This window comes from Sneathiella marina (assembly GCF_023746535.1).
GTDB classification, from domain to species: Bacteria; Pseudomonadota; Alphaproteobacteria; order Sneathiellales; family Sneathiellaceae; genus Sneathiella; species Sneathiella marina.
Genome location: NZ_CP098747.1, coordinates 3,473,096 through 3,491,762 on the forward strand (window position 1 = coordinate 3,473,096; position 18,667 = coordinate 3,491,762).

General features: G+C 46.3%; 20 protein-coding genes. 7 read left to right on the forward strand and 13 right to left on the reverse strand.

From position 1 onward, the window contains the following. Position 1 precedes the first annotated feature (1 nt). Positions 2-784, reverse strand: a complete 783-nt coding sequence (locus NBZ79_RS16810; RefSeq protein WP_251933702.1) for an SDR family oxidoreductase — start codon at positions 782-784, stop codon at positions 2-4. A 224-nt stretch (positions 785-1,008) separates the two neighbouring features. Here NBZ79_RS16810 and NBZ79_RS16815 point away from each other — a divergent pair, with 224 nt between their 5' ends. After that, positions 1,009-2,217 carry an argininosuccinate synthase gene (locus NBZ79_RS16815; RefSeq protein WP_251933703.1) on the forward strand — a complete coding sequence of 403 codons (1,209 nt, stop codon included), beginning with the start codon at positions 1,009-1,011 and terminating at the stop codon, positions 2,215-2,217. A gap of 27 nt (positions 2,218-2,244) precedes the next feature. Here NBZ79_RS16815 and NBZ79_RS16820 read toward each other — a convergent pair whose 3' ends face one another. The 3 genes from NBZ79_RS16820 to NBZ79_RS19720 form a co-directional block, all read right to left on the reverse strand. Continuing rightward, complete coding sequence (locus NBZ79_RS16820) at positions 2,245-2,556, reverse strand: hypothetical protein (RefSeq protein ID WP_251933704.1); 312 nt, start codon at positions 2,554-2,556, stop codon at positions 2,245-2,247. Positions 2,557-2,576: 20 nt separating this feature from the next. After that, positions 2,577-3,461, reverse strand: coding sequence for a bifunctional methylenetetrahydrofolate dehydrogenase/methenyltetrahydrofolate cyclohydrolase FolD (gene folD / locus NBZ79_RS16825; RefSeq protein ID WP_251933705.1), 885 nt, complete (start codon positions 3,459-3,461; stop codon positions 2,577-2,579). A gap of 151 nt (positions 3,462-3,612) precedes the next feature. Beyond that, entirely contained in the window at positions 3,613-3,900 is a 288-nt protein-coding gene (locus NBZ79_RS19720; RefSeq protein WP_420854547.1) for a YggT family protein, read from the reverse strand. Between the two features lie 219 nt (positions 3,901-4,119). Here NBZ79_RS19720 and NBZ79_RS16830 point away from each other — a divergent pair, with 219 nt between their 5' ends. Then, complete coding sequence (locus NBZ79_RS16830) at positions 4,120-4,905, forward strand: cupin domain-containing protein (protein ID WP_251933706.1); 786 nt, start codon at positions 4,120-4,122, stop codon at positions 4,903-4,905. A 57-nt stretch (positions 4,906-4,962) separates the two neighbouring features. On the opposite strand, the gene NBZ79_RS16835 is transcribed toward NBZ79_RS16830, so the two are convergent. Further along, entirely contained in the window at positions 4,963-5,823 is an 861-nt protein-coding gene (locus NBZ79_RS16835; protein WP_251933707.1) for a crotonase/enoyl-CoA hydratase family protein, read from the reverse strand. Positions 5,824-5,979: 156 nt separating this feature from the next. Between NBZ79_RS16835 and NBZ79_RS16840 the strand changes: the two genes are divergently transcribed. Continuing rightward, a complete protein-coding gene (locus NBZ79_RS16840; RefSeq protein ID WP_251933708.1) occupies positions 5,980-6,330 on the forward strand; it encodes a DOPA 4,5-dioxygenase family protein in 351 nt (116 codons plus the stop codon). 7 nt (positions 6,331-6,337) lie between these two features. Here the strand turns inward: NBZ79_RS16840 and NBZ79_RS16845 are convergent, their stop codons facing one another. Together NBZ79_RS16845 and NBZ79_RS16850 are read right to left on the reverse strand one after the other, a co-directional pair. Then, positions 6,338-6,661, reverse strand: coding sequence for a GcrA family cell cycle regulator (locus NBZ79_RS16845; protein ID WP_251933709.1), 324 nt, complete (start codon positions 6,659-6,661; stop codon positions 6,338-6,340). 134 nt (positions 6,662-6,795) lie between these two features. Further along, complete coding sequence (locus NBZ79_RS16850) at positions 6,796-8,055, reverse strand: PQQ-dependent sugar dehydrogenase (RefSeq protein ID WP_251933710.1); 1,260 nt, start codon at positions 8,053-8,055, stop codon at positions 6,796-6,798. A 200-nt stretch (positions 8,056-8,255) separates the two neighbouring features. Between NBZ79_RS16850 and NBZ79_RS16855 the strand changes: the two genes are divergently transcribed. After that, entirely contained in the window at positions 8,256-8,921 is a 666-nt protein-coding gene (locus tag NBZ79_RS16855) for a glutamine amidotransferase-related protein (RefSeq protein WP_251933711.1), read from the forward strand. 26 nt (positions 8,922-8,947) lie between these two features. On the opposite strand, the gene NBZ79_RS16860 is transcribed toward NBZ79_RS16855, so the two are convergent. From NBZ79_RS16860 to NBZ79_RS16875, 3 genes are all read right to left on the reverse strand, one after another. After that, entirely contained in the window at positions 8,948-10,138 is a 1,191-nt protein-coding gene (locus NBZ79_RS16860; RefSeq protein ID WP_251933712.1) for a CaiB/BaiF CoA transferase family protein, read from the reverse strand. A 220-nt stretch (positions 10,139-10,358) separates the two neighbouring features. Next, complete coding sequence (locus NBZ79_RS19725) at positions 10,359-10,886, reverse strand: cold-shock protein (protein WP_420854548.1); 528 nt, start codon at positions 10,884-10,886, stop codon at positions 10,359-10,361. A 462-nt stretch (positions 10,887-11,348) separates the two neighbouring features. Continuing rightward, on the reverse strand, positions 11,349-11,876 hold the full coding sequence (locus tag NBZ79_RS16875; RefSeq protein WP_251933713.1) for a peroxiredoxin-like family protein: 528 nt from the start codon (positions 11,874-11,876) through the stop codon (positions 11,349-11,351). A gap of 237 nt (positions 11,877-12,113) precedes the next feature. Between NBZ79_RS16875 and cobT the strand changes: the two genes are divergently transcribed. Further along, positions 12,114-13,133, forward strand: coding sequence for a nicotinate-nucleotide--dimethylbenzimidazole phosphoribosyltransferase (cobT, locus tag NBZ79_RS16880; RefSeq protein ID WP_251933714.1), 1,020 nt, complete (start codon positions 12,114-12,116; stop codon positions 13,131-13,133). 14 nt (positions 13,134-13,147) lie between these two features. Here cobT and NBZ79_RS16885 read toward each other — a convergent pair whose 3' ends face one another. Further along, positions 13,148-13,783: a histidine phosphatase family protein gene (locus NBZ79_RS16885; protein ID WP_251933715.1), complete on the reverse strand. Its 636-nt coding sequence runs from the start codon at positions 13,781-13,783 to the stop codon at positions 13,148-13,150. 51 nt (positions 13,784-13,834) lie between these two features. Next, positions 13,835-14,356, reverse strand: coding sequence for a putative pterin-binding protein (locus tag NBZ79_RS16890; RefSeq protein WP_251933716.1), 522 nt, complete (start codon positions 14,354-14,356; stop codon positions 13,835-13,837). Positions 14,357-14,528: 172 nt separating this feature from the next. Between NBZ79_RS16890 and NBZ79_RS16895 the strand changes: the two genes are divergently transcribed. Continuing rightward, on the forward strand, positions 14,529-15,491 hold the full coding sequence (locus tag NBZ79_RS16895; RefSeq protein ID WP_251933717.1) for a glycosyltransferase family 9 protein: 963 nt from the start codon (positions 14,529-14,531) through the stop codon (positions 15,489-15,491). On the opposite strand, the gene NBZ79_RS16900 is transcribed toward NBZ79_RS16895, so the two are convergent. After that, positions 15,488-17,290 carry an ABC transporter ATP-binding protein gene (locus tag NBZ79_RS16900; protein ID WP_251933718.1) on the reverse strand — a complete coding sequence of 601 codons (1,803 nt, stop codon included), beginning with the start codon at positions 17,288-17,290 and terminating at the stop codon, positions 15,488-15,490. The genes NBZ79_RS16895 and NBZ79_RS16900 overlap by 4 nt on opposite strands. Positions 17,291-17,607: 317 nt before the next feature. On the opposite strand from NBZ79_RS16900, the gene NBZ79_RS16905 reads away from it, so the two are divergent. Continuing rightward, positions 17,608-18,660, forward strand: a complete 1,053-nt coding sequence (locus NBZ79_RS16905) for a hypothetical protein (RefSeq protein ID WP_251933719.1) — start codon at positions 17,608-17,610, stop codon at positions 18,658-18,660. Positions 18,661-18,667 lie beyond the last annotated feature (7 nt).

Consider the following 18,667-nt stretch of genomic DNA (forward strand, 5'->3'; position numbering starts at 1 on the left):
ATCAAGCGATGGACTGTCGGGAAGAAATTCCGCCGTCAACCGTATAAATACTGCCCGTGGAATATCCTGCACGATGCGAAGCCAAGAAGACAATCAAACTTGTTACTTCTCTCACATGTGCAGGCCTGCCTAGTGGAAAAGAATTTACTAGTTCAAGATATCTGCTTTCATCTCCAAGAACCGTTGACGCTCGTTTCTTCAACATATTGACAATCCGCTCTGTCTTTACGGGGCCCGGATTAACGCCCATGACACGAATACCGTCTTTCAAGCTGCTCCCGCCTAGTGCCCGCGTAAATGCCATAAGGCCCGCATTTCCTGCAGTGCCTGCAATATATTCCGAATCAAAGACCTCTCCGCCGCTTCCTATGTTATTGATAATGACACCTCCGGACTTAGCTTTCATTTTGGAATAGAAAATACGGCACATGTTTATGTAGCCCATTACTTTCAGCTCCCAGCCTTGCCGCCATGTCGCCTCATCAATATCGAAAAGATTACCACTTGGGATTGCCCCTGCGTTATTCACTAAAATGTCGATATCTCCAACCTGTTCAGACAATTCTGAGCATGCTCCCGATTGAGTAATATCCAGCGGATGGAGTGTCACAGTGACGCTGGACGAGCTTTCTATTTCCATTTTTATACGTTCAAGGTTAGTTACATTTCGCGCTGTTAAATGCAGATTTACACCTTCAGCAGCAAATTCTTTTGCAATTCCTTCCCCTATGCCCTGTGACGCGCCGGTTACAAGTGCTGTTTTACCATCAAGTTCCAACTGCATTTCTGATCCCTTTTCCGTCCGTTGAAACTCAACTGAACAAAATTTATGTATCGATTCAAACAAAGACTAACAGCGAAACCCAAAAAAAAGAAAAAATTGCTGTAACCGTCTTTTTTTGAAAGTGTCTAACCACGTATTCTGCCTCTTGCGGCAATCCCGCTTTTCCCTTAGGTTGCGCGCTGAAAAATTATGCACATTATAGATTCCCATTGAAGGTATGCGTCATGTCTCAAGACATTAAAAAAGTCGTATTGGCTTACTCCGGCGGTTTGGACACTTCTGTGATCCTGAAATGGCTCCAAACTACGTATAACTGCGAAGTCGTGACTTTTACAGCCGATCTCGGCCAAGGCGAAGAGTTGGAGCCAGCACGTGCGAAAGCAGAGATGCTTGGCATCAAAGATATCTTTATTGAGGATTTGCGAGAAGAATTCGTCCGCGACTTCGTGTTTCCTATGTTTCGGGCAAATGCCGTATATGAGGGACAATATCTTTTAGGGACATCCATTGCCCGACCGCTTATATCAAAACGTCAAATTGAAATCGCCCGTGAAGTCGGCGCGGATGCGGTTGCCCATGGCGCTACGGGTAAGGGAAACGACCAGGTTCGGTTCGAACTGGGATATTATGCGCTTAACCCTGATATCAAGGTTATTGCTCCTTGGCGCGAATGGGATTTGAATTCACGGACGAAACTTATTGATTTTGCCGAAAAGAACCAAATACCCATACCAAAAGATAAGCGTGGCGAAGCGCCGTTTTCTGTGGATGCGAACCTGCTTCACATTTCTGCGGAAGGTAAGGCTTTAGAAGACCCATGGGAAGAAGCTGGCGAGTATGTTTATACCCGCTCGGTAGCCCCGGAAGATGCGCCGAATACGCCAACTTACATCGAAATTGAATATGAAAAGGGTGACCCGGTCGCCCTTGACGGTAAACGGCTAAGCCCTGCAGACATGTTAACAGCACTCAATAAACTTGCAGGCGACAATGGCATCGGTCGTCTTGATCTGGTCGAGGGTCGGTTTGTCGGGATGAAATCCCGCGGTATTTACGAAACACCGGGTGGAACGATCATGCTTGAAGCCCATCGCGGTATTGAGCAAATTACACTGGATCGTGGTGCCATGCATCTCAAAGACGATATCATGCCACGTTATGCAGAGCTGATTTACAATGGCTTATGGTTCTCACCGGAACGGGATATGCTACAAGCCCTTATCGATAAAAGTCAGGAAAAGGTTGCAGGGACGGTTCGGCTTAAATTGTATAAAGGTCGCGCCAGCGTCGTCGGACGGAAAAGTCCGTATTCTCTATACTCCATGGAGCATGTAACCTTTGAAGAAGATACCGTCTATGATCAGCGGGATGCAGAAGGTTTCATTAAGCTGAATGCATTGCGCCTGCGTCTGTTACATCGTCAGAAATCTTAAAACAGAGGGGCGCCGTCCCCTCGACTTTTAGCGAAAATCGTCAAAATCCGGATCTTCGGCGTCAGCTTCGAAATCCGGAACTTCCTCGACATACGGGCGGTATTGATCTTTGATGAATAATCCTGCTGCAAAAATTGCCCCACAAATGGCCCCCATTGCCATGATCATGCCCACGGAGGGTACCCAGCGCATATCCCAGTCCAATCCGAACGCATTCACCGCGAATAAAAGGCCGGCAGCAGGAAGCACCAAGAAAATGATGGAAAAAACGATTCCCGTCATCGCACCTATGGCTGCAAACTTAAAAAACCTTGCGATCTGTTGAGGTGGAAATCGCACATTCTGCTCCGATTTCTTTTTTAAGGATTGGGTTCTTCTATCCCGGCTTGCCGGCAGGCTGCTGTTACGGTGTTTGCCAGCAAACAAGCAATGGTCATCGGCCCAACACCGCCGGGAACTGGCGTGATAGCCCCAGCTATCTCTACAGCCTCTGAAAAGCAAACATCCCCAACCAGTTTGGTTTTCCCATCGTCTTTTTCAATCCGGTTGATACCAACGTCAATAACTGTTGCTCCCGGTTTGACCCAATCGCCTCGTATCATTTCAGGTCTCCCAACAGCGGCGACGAGAATGTCCGCATTGCGGCATACGGAGGGCAAGTCCTTTGTGCGCGAATGAGCAATTGTTACCGTACAGCTTTCCGCCAACAGCAAACTCGCCATCGGTTTTCCAACAATATTTGAACGGCCAACAACAACGGCATTTAACCCGGATAACTCACCCAGTTTATCTTTTAGCATCATAATGCAGCCCAAGGGCGTACAAGGTACCATAGCTGGCAGACCGACTGCCTGACGCCCTGTATTTATTACGTGAAATCCGTCAACATCCTTAGCCGGATCAATGGCGTCCAAAACGGCCATTTCGTCTACTTGCTTTGGAAGTGGCAATTGAACCAAAATACCATGAATAGAAGGGTCCTCATTTAATCTGGTAACAACTTCAAGAACTTCTTCTTGTGTTGCAGAGGCTTCAAGACGGATCTCCTCCGACTTCATTCCCGCTTCTGCCGTTGATTTTCCTTTATTTCGAACGTAAACCTTGCTTGCCGGATCTTCGCCAACGAGGACAACCGCAAGACCGGGCGTCAATTTGCTTTCAGCCTTGAGAACGGCAACCTGTCGGCCTACACGTTCACGAACTTGGGCGGCAAACGCTTTTCCATCAATAATATCTGCTGTCATTTAACTATTTTACCCCATGATATTAAGCTAACTCTTACCGAAGACTTCCCCGCAGCATCGAAACCGGTTCCCTTGGCCGTGCTGTGTAGCGCACCCGGCGAAAGTCAAATATTTAATAACACTCAAATGTCGTCTCTACGGGCAAAGGGTGTCATACCATCGCCGGCAGATACTCGAACATTAAGTTTCTTATAAAAATCAAAAGCAGAATCAGAACGATGGGCGATATATCCAATCCGCCAAAGCTCGGTATGACTTTACGGATCGGTCGCAATGGAGGTTCCGTAATCCGGTATAGAAAATTGCCAACAGATGCAACGAACTGATTACGAGTATTCACGACATTAAAAGCGACAAGCCAGCTGAGGATGGCATTCGCTATCAAAAGCCAAATAAAAATCGAAATAATGGAACTAACTAGAAAGAGGATTGAATTCATGTGTGTACCTGTCCGATTGAAGTTCATCTACATTTAATGGCCGGACCTCAAGAGAGCAAGACAAGACTGCAGTTTATTAGTATCCTTGCGTGCCTTTGTACGAAGCTAAATATGACGACAGCGGCATGAGGCAAGAATTGGCCAGGTCAGAATTACCATGCAAATGTTCTAAGGCCGTACTAAGCTTATGCAAAAGCTTCTAAATAAGGACGTTCCCGTATGACTTCACACGGCGCAATAAAAAAAGCAAATATCGACGTCTTTGATATGGCGGAGACGGAATGGGTGAATGTCGGCAAGGAAGGGTTATTTTACAAACCGGCTCGCGTTGATCTCGATAGCGGAAAATTTTTAGGTCTGTTCCGCTTTGACCCCTATGCTGAAAGTGGCCTGCATCAACATGAGGACGTTGGTGCCAGCTATATTTTAAGCGGATCTGTGACTGATTATGGAGGTACCTTCACGCAAGGCTGTGTCGGTATTAATCCGCCGGGCGATACACATGATGCATATTCTTACGAAGGTGTTTTGATTGTTTCCCGTCTTGAAGGATCGAGTAGATACCCGATGAAAGACGAACAGTTGTCAGCTATTCATCCTGGTGCACATCGAGATCAGTTTCCAGAAGTTGCCGCAACAAGGGATCCCATAGTCGTGCCTTACAAGCTGCTCGATATCGCCCCTTCACCTGATATGCCAGAAGGCGTTACTCTACGGATATTGTATGATTACGCGCATACGGATCACGATTTTCGTATGACATCCCTGCATCTCGACCCCGGCGCCAAAATCCCAAGCTATTCAACGGTTGAAAAACAAGATATTTTTATCATCGCAGGGGATTTAACGACAGGCGGTGTCCCTGCAAAATCCAATCAGTTCTTAACTCTGGAGCCTGGAACAGAAGCTGAGCTTACGAGTAATTTTGGTTGTCATATCCTTGTTTGGAGCGACGCTCCCGTATCCTTCAGCACGTACCACGGATCAGATCCTTTCGGATTTTGATCAGCGAATCGCTTTCACCGCAAGCGGTGAAAGCGTCCCCTTACGATCCAATGAAGATCATTCGAATTTACGCTCTTCCCACCATGGATAGTAGTCAGGCATATCCACTGAGGGTTTCATGGTAAACTCGGCCGGCCTTTTCTCGAGAAACGAACTGACACCTTCTGCAACATCTGGGCTTTGCCCCATGTAAGCTATGCCGCGACTATCCACTTTATGTGCTTCCATAGGATGGTCCGCACCTGTCATACGCCAAAGCATTTGGCGGCACAAAGCAACCGAAACCGGTGCCGTGTCCGTTATAAAATCTTTTGCGATTGCCCTCGCTGCATCCAGCAAATCTTCTGGCGCGTGAAGGGATTTTACGAGCTTACCTTCCAGCGCTTCCTGTGCAGAAAAGACACGTCCCGAATATACCCATTGTAGGGCTTGGGAGATTCCAACAAGACGCGGCAAAAACCAGCTGCTGCACGCTTCCGGCACGATACCGCGTCGCGAAAAGACAAATCCAATTTTTGCATTTTCTGAGGCCAATCGAACATCCATTGGCAGGGTCATCGTAATCCCGATGCCAACCGCAGGCCCGTTAATCGCTCCGATTATTGGTTTTTTGCTTTCATACATTCTCAATGTGACACGGCCACCACCATCACGATGCAATCCGGAATCATCCATCCTGCCTTGCGCCTTATAATTGAACGTTTCCTTACCCTTACCCAAGTCGGCACCTGCACAAAAAGCACGTCCCGCTCCGGTGATGATTATGGCTCGAATATCATCGTCTTCGTCAGCCCGGTCGAACGCGTCGATCAATTCATCCCTCATTACTGTCGTAAAAGCATTGAGTTTGTCAGGGCGGTTTAATGTAATTGTCAGGATTTGATCATCAACTTCGTATAAAATTTCGTCGTAAGACACGGTTACCTCCGGTTTATTATTAGGGTCGTCATCGACCTCATTTTTTTCGAGTTCCAAATACGCTAATTTAAATTGATTATTGTAACTTCGCCTCGAGAAATTATGTTAACAAGTATATGCCGGAAATGGCCAGCAGATTCTCGAGGAATAAAAGTAATGCCAAGAAATGCAGAGCAAACAATCAACGGCTATCACGCTCATATTTACTATAATACGCAAAACAGAGAAAAAGCTGCTGTATTACGCGAGCAGCTTGATGAAAAATTCAACATAAATTTGGGACGTTGGCGGGAGGAACCCGTAGGGCCTCATCCAACGTCGATGTATCAGGTGGCATTTAACGCAACTGAATTTTCAAAGATTGTCCCCTGGCTCATGATCAATCGGCAGGAACTTGATATTCTCGTTCACCCGGAAACAGGTAATGATCTGGAAGATCACAGAGACAATGCTTTATGGCTGGGCGAAAAACTATCCTTGAATCTCGAGATGTTTATGCAAGCTTAGCCAAATCCTAGCTATTGTCCTTGTTCTGATAAGCCATATTACAATGTTTTAGGCAATAGGGTTTGCTTGGAACAGCCTCATCGCTGCAAAAATGAAAATTGGCTTCACCAGGGTGACCGATTGGCCATTGGCAGGCCCGATGAGGGGGCAGCGCCTTTTTCTTCGGCTTTTGAACCGCTGGTGTCGCTTTCGCAGACAGTCCAAGACGATTAGCCTTACCAATAACTGCATTGCGGGTAACGTCACCCAATTCTTCCGCAATTTCAGCCGCGGTTTTCCCGGAACCCCAGAGTTTATTTAATTTTTCAATACGTTCTTCAGTCCAACTCATGCCTAGATCTCTTCACTCACTGTTCCTGATATTTGCCGACTTCCTCTTCAGTCAATTTGAAGATCATCCACAAAGTTCCTTTGATATATCCTCAGGTGAGGCCTGAGTCTATAGATATCCGTGATCATCGACTTCTATTCAGCATAACTGATGCGCCATACGGTTTGACTAACATCGTCGGCAACAAGCAATGCCCCATCCGTCGCGATAGCAAGCCCGACAGGGCGTCCCCATACTTTTGCCGCGCCGTCGTCCGTCGCATTTGTTCTGAACCCGGTGGCGAAATTTTCATAAGATCCAGCTGGCTTTCCATTTTCAAACGGTACGCGGACAATTTTATAGCCGGTTGGCACTGAAGCGTTCCAAGAACCATGAAAGGCGACAAACGCGTCATTCAGATATTCTTTTGGAAATTGGTCACTATTATAAAATATCAATCCCAGCGGCGCCGAATGAGATCGAAAGAGTACATCTGGCAGCAAAGATTTCGAAACCATTTCAGGCGCGTCGTCGGCATAATCTGGGTCGGGAATAGTGCCGGAATAGGCATAAGGCCAACCATAAAAACCGTCCTGTATTACGTGAGTTAAATAGTCTGGAACCAATCCATCTCCATAACCATCTCGCTCGTTAACAACCGTATAGAGCTTTCCAGTGACAGGATCAAAATCAATACCAACAGGATTACGCAAACCGGACGCCACGGTTTCCAATTTGTTTGTTGATAGATCGAGTTTTTGAATTGTCGCACGGGGAGAAGGCTCTATGTCCATATTCGCCGCACTTCCAATGGAAATATACAGGGCATGATCGCCTTCGTCGTATAGAAGATTGCGGGTCCAGTGACCCCCGCCATCTCCTAGAGATCCCTGTTCTGTGACATTTTCTATCCGTCCAGTAGCTTTGGTATCGCCGACACTGAACCTAACCCGTCTTATTTGTTTGGGTTCCCCGATGTAAAGCCAGTCGCCAACGACAGCCATCCCATGGGGTCGATCAAGATTAGAAACCAATTCTGTTTTCATGTCTGCAACACCGTCGCCGTTTGTATCGCGCAGCAGCGTAATCTCTCCGGCTCTCGGTTCCGCCACCAGCACATCACCATTCTTCAAGACTTCTAACCATCTCGCGTGGGTAAGCTCCGATCGATATGCTTTGACTTTAAAATTCGGAGGGAGATTTAAGTCACCTTCTTCATTACTATTCCAAATTCGAGGCGGGAGCGCCTCAACCGGTGTTGCGTAGGGTTTCGGCAAGTCGCCCGCTTTAATGGTAAATTCCTCTCCGACAATATCACTATCTGACGGTAGGCCGGATTGCGCAAACGCTGCTGAGGACCAAATGGAACTCACAGAAATGCAGATAAGAATCAATAGCTTACTTAAAATACTCATCTCAACTCCTCTTGAAAAGGAAACACATCATTTCGAATATCAGTTAATATATTTACGCTATATGGGCTTGCCACAGTCGCAAAGAAAGATAAACTGTGAAAAATTTCACAACAGATTTGACGAAAACACTAATCTAAAATTTAAAGTCAGCGGAAAAAATTATTAAACTCCAAAATCCATCAAACACAATCTTGCTCGTAATGCATCAGGCCTCGTCCGACCCTGGCCGGGTTGGCGAAGCAATCCGAACTCGTGGTTATGAACTGGATATGCGCATTCCGGCTATTGGGGACCCATTACCAACAACTATGGATGATCACGCGGCAGCCGTGATTTTTGGCGGCCCCATGAGCGCCAATGATGACCACGAAGACTATATTCGTGAAGAGACGAAGATAATTGACTTGTTTTTAAAAACAGAAACACCTTATCTCGGCATCTGCCTCGGCGCGCAAATTATGGCGCGGGCCTTAGGGGCAAAGGTTAGCGAACATCCAGAGGGAGTTCGTGAAATTGGGTACTATTGTGTTAGTCCAACGGACGAAGGGAATGATTTATTCGATGCACCACTCAATGCCTATCAGTGGCACAGAGAGGGTTTCGAAATTCCTGCAGATGCAACTTTATTGGCAACAGGAGATTACTTTCCTAATCAGGCTTATCGGGTAGGAAAAAATGCTTACGGTATTCAGTTTCACCCAGAAGTGACCGAAGCCATGAATAAACGGTGGGCGACCAAAGCAGCCCATATGCTAAGCGACCCGGGGGCGCAATCGAAGGAAATTCAGCTCAGAAGCAGGCGAAAGTACGACCCGGAAGTCAAAATCTGGCTGGATAAATTCCTGGATCATTGGTTGCCAGTGTAACCCGACAACCAATGACTAATACAGATTTAAACTACTCTTTTAGATTTCAAATCAGCAATTTCCTCAGCTGAATAGCCAAGACTTTCCATTATACTGTCTGTATGTTCCCCGAGTGTCGGAGCCCGGTGCTTGAGCTTTGTATCGGTTTTTGACATTTTTATTGGAAGCTCTGTAACAGGTACGCCATCTTCAAAGCCAGGATAAGGAACATTTTTCAATAGACCCATTGCGGCAAGATGAGGATCGTCCAAAGTTTCCTGTGGCGTCATGACAGGACCACATGGCAGGCGAACAGCATCCATTTCCGCAATTGCGTCTTTCGTCGTCCGTTCGAGACACCATTCAGACATCCGTTCAGACAGGATGTGATTATTGTCTCCGCGGTCCTGGTCAGTTTTAAATCTGGGATCCGTCAGCCAATGTTCTTCGCCAATTAATTTTGTCCAGCGCTCGAACAAAGGCAAGCCAATGGATTGAACCAGAACCCACCCATCTTTTGTCTTGAATGTATCGGCAGGGCCAGCATTTTGACCGCGATTTGCGGTTCCAACCCGATTAATATTGAGCATCGCCTGCTCCATCAGCGTGACACTCGAAATTAAAACCGCTGATCCAAATAAAGACGTCCCGACCAGTTGGCCTTCGCCAGTCTGATCCCGATGTTTCAACGCGGCCATCGTACCAACAGCGCCCATCATCGCCGTTGTAAAATCCACCCAGGGCCCATATAGTTTTCGAGGCTCCCCATTTTCACCGGACATATACATGGCACCGGACATGGCCTGGCCGAGACCGTCAAATCCCACCCGGTTTTTGTAGGGACCGTCATCGCCAAATACCGAGGCATGGGTCAATATTATGTCTTCCTTGACGGCCTTAAGGCTTTCATAATCAAGTCCCATTGCTTCAAGGGTTTCGATTGGTAAATTCGCAACGACAACATCAGCGGTCTTCACGAGACGTTGTACGACTTCCCGGCCTTCCGGCTTCATGGGATTAAGAGTCATCCCCTGCTTATTCTGGCCGATTTGCAGAAATAACGCGCCGTCTCCGGTCTGGTCTTCCGTAAGCGGCGTGAGATAACGATCTTCACTCCCGTCAATTTTTTCAATCCTGATAACTTCCGCTCCCAGGTCCGCCAATACAGTTGCGCAATAAGGCCCAGCGATATATCGCCCAAAATCGAGCACCCTGATACCTGATAAAACGTTCGACACGAGATTTCCTCCTGATTCTTATTATTAATTATTTCAGGTTGATATGATTCCTGATTCACGGACAAGATTGCCCGTTCTCAAGACAATTGGCAACGTTTTAGAGCTGGATATTGTCAATTATCTTGGGAACGGACCGCTTTAAGCGTATGGCATCAGCCATTTCTTAATCTAGCGAAAACTCAAAATTTCACTATGCCTTGCGCGATCTACTGGACATTGTTTACGAATTCTCATAGCCCCCATCGATAAGCTCTACGGCTTCAGCTGAGGGACCTTTATCTTTTGTCTCCTCATCTTGTTCAGAAAGAAAGAGCCGAACCCTTTGATCCTTTTCAAGCAGAGCCAAGCCAGACTTCTCAAGTATTTTCATATGGACAAACACATCGAGGGAGCCATCATCGGGCATCACAAATCCAAATCCCTTTTGCGAATTAAAAAACTTCACGGTACCGGCAATAAATTTACGATTGGGATCCTGCTTTGCCATCAATGGTGCTGGTCCAAGATAACGAATCTTCGATACTTGTTTCCCGCGATCTCCTGTAAAAAGATCACATGTAATCGAGGCACCCTCTGGGAGGCCTTGCAGACTCATCTCTTGTAAAACCGAGATATGTATGAACGCATCCCCCGATCCATCTTCAGGTTGAACAAAACCAAATCCTTTAGCCGTATTAAACCACTTTACCTTGCACGCGACATTCTCATAAGTTCCATTCTCTGACCTTACAATATTCTCTTCTCGCATCGATCTTATTCCCATAATCTTCAGTATCGTCAAACAGAAACCACAGCTTACGCCAGATCACCTCTACAAGTTACTTCTGTCTCAGCAAAGTTTCTATTTTTAATTGTTTACGGGTGCATGGCAGGCGATCGAGTTAACCAATATTTTGCTACCAGTCAGGCATTGAAAAATGAACCAGAAATGGCAACTTCAGAATCTGAAAATTTACCTCGGCAATCCCCGTATTTGCCCGTCGGGCGACCGTAATACGGAAGCTGCTAGCAGGTCGTTGATTCTGATCAACAGATTATCGACAATATCGCTAATTCCCCATATCTTTCGATTTTAACTCGTGCCCGAAATAGCATCACTCGGACAACTACTCTCAATATGGGTATATTTGTTATTAATTGCAACTATAAAAAGTGGAAATTGCGGAAAGGCTGATTGTAATAAATCTGCCTTTCCTATGATTAGCTTAACTCAATGCCTCCCGCGAATTGGATACCCTTTTTCCCGGATAAACGTGATACCTTTTAAAATAGAATTCAAATCAGGTCTTGCAAAGGGCGCATTGGAGATATCAATGATCTGAATTTGGCCATCAGGACGGATGACAAATAGTCCAGGTTCAGGGAAGGGCTGATCTGTTTCTTCCGGAGACCGTGGATCAGAAATATACAGGCCGAGCGTCTCCATCTGCTCGGGTTTAAGGTCGTAACCAACCGGAAATTTTATGCCGCCCTCTTCAACCTGTGCTTTCGCTTTTGCAATCCCGTCGCCGGAAACTGCGACGATTTCTACATTCTGTTCGGCAAAGCTGCTTTCGAGTTCCCCTAGAGTTGTCAAGTATCGCATGCAAATCGGGCAATGCTTACCTCGATAGACAACAACCAATTGCCAACTTTCATTCTCAGTCCCGGTTTTACCGAGAGTGACCTGACCGCCCGCAACCGTAGGCACAATAATCTCTGGAAAAATTGATCCTGGTGCAAGTTTTTCTGTATTCATTTGCAATTCCTTTCTGAAATTCGCAGTTTGTATTATATGAAGAACACTTTTTTGAATAGACATCACTATTATTGGAACGTTCATTCCAAATAAATATATGCTTCTCGAAATTTGACAAGCGTTAATGTTTTTTTGCCCTTTATAATCCCCTTGAAACATTTGCTTTCCAGAAACAAGGGCCTAATATGGAAGCGTAATTTCCCGATAACATGTTACCTTTGAGACGGATCAATTTGAATGCCTTCCGACACACTTGACAAATTTCGTCGCCTTTATTCTGAGCTCCCACTTATCGATAAATCTTCGGCGGGCGCTGCTGCTGCGAGGGATGCTGTTTTAACGAAACCAGCTGGCGCTCTCGGCCGGTTAGAAGATCTGGCTGTTTGGATGTCTGGATGGCAGAGAAAACATCCACCGACTTATACTTCCCCGCAAGTCGTAGTCTTTGCTGGCAATCACGGTGTATGTGACCAGGGCATCTCAGCATTCCCCAGAGACGTAACGATGCAAATGGTCTCAAACTTTCGAAATGGTGGGGCTGCAATAAATCAACTTGCTGACGCTTATGGCGCCTCTTTTTCAGTTCTTCCGCTCGCTCTTGAAACACCAACGCTGGACTTTACGAAAGGTCCGGCTATGAGCGAAGAAGAATGCTGCACGGCCTTGCAGGCAGGGTGGAATTCCTTATCGCAGGATACAGATCTATTGGTCGTCGGTGAAATGGGGATTGGCAACACAACAGTTGCCGCCGCCATCTCCGCCGCTCTATTCGGAGGAACCGGCGCGGATTGGGCCGGCCCTGGTACAGGCTTAACAATGGAGGGAGTTCGGAAGAAAGCCACTGTTATTGATGCAGGCCTGTCACTTCACGCTGAAATTCTGGACGACCCACTTCTCGTTCTTCAACATCTCGGAGGCCGTGAAATCGCGGCGATGGCAGGCGCAATTCTAGCGGCACGGCACAATAAAACTCCTGTCATCCTGGACGGGTTTGTTGTGGGCGCCGCTGCCGCTATATTGAAGAAAGCTAATCCGGCCGCCCTTGATCATTGCGTCGCAGGACATATGTCCGCGGAACCCGGGCATGAACTATTGCTACGCCATTTGGAAAAAGAACCGCTGCTCACGCTACGGATGCGCCTAGGGGAGGGTTCCGGCGCCGCTCTGGCACTTGGTATACTCAAAGGAGCGATAGCAGCGCATAACGGCATGGCAAGTTTTGCCGATGCCGGTGTTAGTGGTGAAACATCGTCCTGAATATATAGAGCTACTTACTGTTTACGAAGGCTGCCCTGGTCATTGATACATTCAATTCGCCAAATTGTATCCGCGTCGCGAGTAAACGATATTAGTCGGGTGACAGATAGCGGCGCAACTGACAAAGCGAGCATCTTTTGCGGTGTCAGGCCGAGCGCATATCCTATCATTACTCGAATGGGACCGGCGTGAGCACTAACAACGACGTTTCGTTCAGCATCTTCCGTGATCCATTTTTCCAGCAAGATCGTCACTCTTTTCGACATAGTCATAAAACTCTCGCCGTCACCGGGGGTGTTTCCGACCGGATCCTGCCAAAAACTTTCATATGCTTTCGCATCATTTTTTTCGATTTCTGAGTAAGAGAGCCCTTCCCACGCTCCAAAACTCTGCTCTCTCAGTTGAGTAAACTGCTCGATGGAGGACTGGGGTTCTGAATGTCCGGACAAAAGCCGGGCAGCCGTTTGAACACAACGCTGCAAATCGCTGGAATAATATGTAGCGCCATCCGGCAAATTTTTTGCAATCTCTTCTATCCTCGCAGAGTTGGAGAAATCGGCACTGACATCCATTTGTCCGTATATTTTATCAGTCAATACCGGCGCGTGGCGGATCAACCACCAATTTTTCTGTTGATAAGACTGATCCATTCTAAATGTGAAACATCCTCAACATCATTTTCGTCGAACAATAATAGTCAGTTATTCAACGACAAGTTTGGTGAGCTGCCAAATTGATCGCGCGTGGTATTTCTCCTGCGCTAATGTCTCATCGCTGTCATATGGATAAATAATCCAAAAGGGGCCATACACATCCTCTTCCAGCGCGACACCGTTCAATCGATAGGCGATGATCATATCAAATTTTTCCGCATCCGATATTGGTATTTCAACCGTATAGCCATCCACAGCGCTTGCTTTAAGCACAGTTCCCTGAGCATCGACCGATTTTAATATATCCCGAAGCAAAACTCCCCGGAATACAGTTTTACCGCTTGTCCACGGACTGGTGGTTACGATATCAGTCGGTGTAGATGCCGCCATGTCGCCTGGGCTAAAATAAATTGCACCATTTTCAGACTGGATATTCCCTGTAATTGTAAGCTGTAACTCCTCTGTTTCATTCGAAGAGGCCACATGAGCTGTCAACAGTGAAATCGCAAAAACCGCTCCCACTATTTGTAAATAATATTTAAATGACGGTAATTTCGCTATGTTAGTCAACGATTTATCTCCCGTAAAATGTCGCACCGGCCTGACATGATTCATTTTTTCCACTTATACCATAAACACCGCTTCCTTAATGGGCAATTGCTCGACAGCCGAATATTTATGGTGATATGCCATTTTATCGTATAAATACGCTAATTCTTTTTTGCTTTGGAAGGCGCCGGTAATGAAGCGTACTTTGTTTGTTGCGTCAAATAGATTGGGCGATGCCGTCTTAACCACAGGCGTACTTCACCACCTGCTTGAGCTGGAACCCGAAGTCCCCATAACAGTTGTTTGCGGCGAAATACCAAAAGATATATTTGAAGCAGTTCCAGGTGTGGAAAGAGTCATAGCGGTTAAAAAACGCCGTTACAGCATGCACTGGCCCGAAGTTGCCATCGACCTTGGTTTTGTTTACTGGCATCGGATCGTCGATTTTCGTTCCTGCCTGCTCGGCTTTTTACCAGCAAAGCAACGCAGCATATGGAAAGGCGGCAACAATTCGCTCCACAAGGTCATTGCCAATGCAAACCTTATTGGCCTTGACGGCCCCTTGCCTGCAAAAATCATCCCGACCGAATTTCAGATTTCTGAAAGTAGAAAATGGCTCGAAGAAGCGGCGGCTCAAGGGAAAATACTCGCAATTGCTCCAACGGCAAATTTTTACCAAAAACAATGGCACTACGAAAACTACATTGCCCTCGCAAAAGCTCTGACTAAAGATGGGGGAATACTGAACGGTGCAAAAATCGTAGTACTCGGCGCCCCTGGCGAGGAAGATCAGGCTCTTCCGGTCGTAAATGCATTTGATGACAGCCAAGTCATTAATCTTATTGGCAAAACAACACCCATGCAAGCCGCAACAATTCTTTCCCAATGCACCTTATTTGTTGGCAATGATTCAGGCCTCATGCATACGGCAACAGCGGTCAATATTCCAACTGTCGGTCTATTTGGTATCGGTATGCCGAAAGTATATGGTCCGTGGGGTGAGCGTTCCCTCTGTCTCACAAGCACACCATCAGGTGTCCCGATTACTCGTGAAAACACGGAAGATGATGTGATTGAATCACTTCCTGTCGAAACCGTTATAAGAGAAACGGAAGCTTTTTATAGACGCCTGTCTAGAAATCTGAGTGACATCTAGCTCCTAATTTGCGGAAATGGCGTAACAGAATCGTCAAGCGCAAATTGATTATTGTACAGATCGGCGTAAACACCGCCATGGACCAACAATTCATCATGTGTACCTGTTTCCACGACTTCACCCGCAACGATGACATTAATCATGTCAGCATCCAAAATTGTCGACAGTCTATGCGCAATTACCAGCGACGTTCTGCCTTTCATCAATTCCTTCAGTGCAATCTGGATTTTTCTCTCAGAATCCGTATCCAGCGCAGATGTAGCCTCATCCAAAAGCAAAATCGGAGCATCTTTCAACATTGCTCTGGCGATGGCAATACGCTGTTTCTGCCCGCCGGACAATCTCACACCATCACTGCCAACTAACGTTTCATAGCCGTCCGGTAAACTTGAAACAAAGTCATGAACGGCAGCTGACCGCGCGGCCGCTAGTATTTCCTCGTCACTAACTTCGTCCCGGCCATACGCGATATTTGCCTTAATTGACGCATCAAATAGAAAAACATCCTGGCTTACCAAAGCAATTTTGTCTCGGACCGATGCCATCGTCACGTCCCGAACATCCTGCCCGTCCAACAATATGCGCCCGTCGTTAACGTTATAAAATCTTGGGATGAGATTCAATATTGTCGACTTGCCCCCGCCAGAGGGACCCACCAGAGCAATACGCTTACCGGCATTCAATTGTAGAGAAATATTCTTTAGAACAGGTTCATTCTCATTATAAGAAAAACTGACGCCCTCGAATTCAATTTTTCCTTTATGGAATTCCAGCGGGACAGCATCTGGCTTATCAACAACTTTATATACGATGTCCAACAAATCAAAAATACGGTGTGCAGCAACCATACCATTTTGCATCTGAGGAAATATCTTGGCGACGCTCTTAACTGGCTGATAAGTCAGCATTACCGCTGTTATAAAAGCAAAGAATGTTCCCGGAGTTGTATGCCCGTCGACAACATTCGAGGCACCATAAAAAATCACGCCTGCAATAATCAGCCCTGAAAGTGTTTCCACAATGGGGCTGCTGGATGCTTGAATACGAAGCGCTTTGAATTGGTATCTAAAGCGTTCATCAATTACTTCTCTTCCTCGTTGCTCCGCTTCTTTTTCACGCCCATAAGCCTTAACGACACGGATACCCTGAAAATGCTCGTCTAGAAAAATACTAAAATCTGCGGTCTGTTCCATCACTTTGTGAAACGCTTTTCGGGAGCGTTTTACCAGCTGTCTGATTGCCAATGCTCCGGGAGGAAGCGCAATGAGAATGACAAGCGCCATACGCCAGTCATAATAAAACAGCGACGCAATCAAAAAGACCGCCGTCAAGCTATCTTTCGTCAAAGCAACTAACGTTTGCGTCGCTGCTGCTTTGAGTTGATTGGTTTCAAAAACAAAGCGGGAGATTAAATTTCCTGTAGGGTTACTATGAAACCAGGCGAGGTCCGCCGATACAATTTTCTTAAAGAGTGCCAACTGAATATCGGAGACAACTCGTGTGCCGACCCAATCCATCAGTACGGTTTGGCCATATGCCGAAAAACCGCGCAGTGCAAATATGACTGCTACAGCAGCTGTTGTATAGTAAATGTAAATAGGATTCTGTTCGAAGAACACCTCATCAACTATTGGCTTCATGACGAAAGCAGTTGCCGCTGCAGTTGCAGCACTGACCATCATGAACAACATAGCGAGTATGACCCGTCCTTTGTACGGTGCTACATATTCCTTTAGTAACCGGCCATAGATGACGGTCACTGTTGAATTGTCAATTTTCTCACGCGTTGCTTCGGTCACCAGATATTCCAATTACGGTCACGATATTTTATATAAACACTTTTTTCGCTGTATCTTTGGCGTAGCACGATGAAATTGCGCTGAATAGATTAATCACCTCCCAAAAGTTCTCGTTCTCGACAATTCTGGCGCAGATACAACAGTTTCCTATATCAAGATTTCGAAATATAAATGCTAATAATAATCATTATCATTTATAAGTTGCAAATGATTTGCAATAGCGATATCAATTTGCTGATACAAAATCGACTTTCTCTGGTCATCGTTCTGGTCAAATTCCTTGTCGATTAAGTTTTTCACATAAATGAGAGAAGAAAATGAAACACTTTTTTATTGCCCTGTCGGCAACGGCCGGAATCTGTTCAGCAGTACAGGCCGAGGAACAATCTTATCCACGAATTTCCGGAGAACTTTCCGTCGAAGTGGAAAATGATTGGACCTATAGTTCCGATGATTCCTCGGCGGAGATAAATGATTTATATCCAACTGTTATATTAGGCACCTCTGTTGAGTTTACGGAAAGTTTTTCCCTTAACTTTGAAGCAACTCTGGAACCAGTAGAAGATGCGACCGAAGATCGTGCCTTTGAAGATTTGGGTGGATATCTAAACATTGTCACTGCCAACTATGAAACAGATCGTTTTTCTGTTTATGGCGGTAAATTCACACCAAACTTTGGTACCGCATGGGACCTGGCTCCCGGTTTATACGGTACTGATCTGAACGAAGACTACGAACTCGCGGAAATGATTGGTTTCGGTGGTGGCGTCAATATTGAAGCCGCCGGATTGCACACAATATCAGCAAGTACATTTTTCCAGGACACCAGTGTCCTTAGTAAATCAATAGGAAAACAGCGTGGACCCTTGCGTAAATCTGATGGTGGTCCGGCGAATACGGAAAGCCTCTCTTCTTTTGCCGTAGCCCTGGATGGTGAATTCGAAAAAATTGCGGGGTTCAGGTATCACGCAGGATTTTCATCCCTGGCAGCAGGCGACGATGGTGATGACAGGCAGCTTGGTTACGTCTTTGGCTTGGAATACGCCGTTGATATCGGGGAAGAAATCGCCGTTTCACCACTTGTTGAATACGCTTATTTTGACAATGCAGGAGGCGTGAAAAACGACACTGCAAAATATTTCACTGCGGGCGTCGCTGTAAACTATGAAAACTGGGTCGCTTCCACAACCTATCAACGCCGTGACACAGAAACTGCCGGTGTGGATACAGACGATGATGTCATCGATTTAACAGTGGGTTACGTATTCGATATGGGCCTCGGCGTTGCAGCTGCATGGCGGGTCGCTGAGGAAGAAGATGTTAATTCAAAAGGCCTCGGCGTCCTCGTCTCCTATGCCCTTGATTTTTAAAGGAACC